1 protein-coding gene is annotated in these 473 nt (G+C 27.5%); it reads left to right on the forward strand.

From position 1 onward, the window contains the following. Positions 1-473, forward strand: a 473-nt coding sequence (locus tag V7149_RS18780) for a hypothetical protein (RefSeq protein ID WP_335347123.1), incomplete at both ends; no start/stop codon positions are given.

Here is a 473-nt window from a genome sequence, read left to right on the forward strand (position 1 = left end):
GAAAAATATAAAGAGAAAATAATTCTTTTTTATGAGAATGAGGAGCTAAAAGGTTTTGCTCCATTGGTATATTTTGAATCTAAAGGATTTTCAAAACGGATATTTAGGTTTTACGGTGGTAATATGAATGGTTATATTAATATACCTGCCAAAAAAGGATATGAACAGGTAGTTTATAGATATTTGCTTGCCCATTTAAGAAAAGATAAAAAAGCAATTAGTATTCAACTTGAAGATATTAATGATCAAACTATAGATTATGAAATACTACATAATTTAGCAAGAATGGAAAAGGGAATTGAAAGATATCAATATTCCTGTCCTTACAATTATCTAGATGGTAATTGGGATGAGTTTTTGAAACGTCAAATACCAAAAAAAAAGAAAAGAAACGAATTAAAAGCTTTTAGTAAAAAATTATACAATTTAGGTGAAGTTAGCTTAATACGGATAAATGATAGTGACTCTTGGGG

The sequence above is a fragment of the Bacillus sp. JJ1503 genome (genome assembly GCF_036965125.1).
Lineage (GTDB): Bacteria > Bacillota > Bacilli > Bacillales > Cytobacillaceae > Cytobacillus.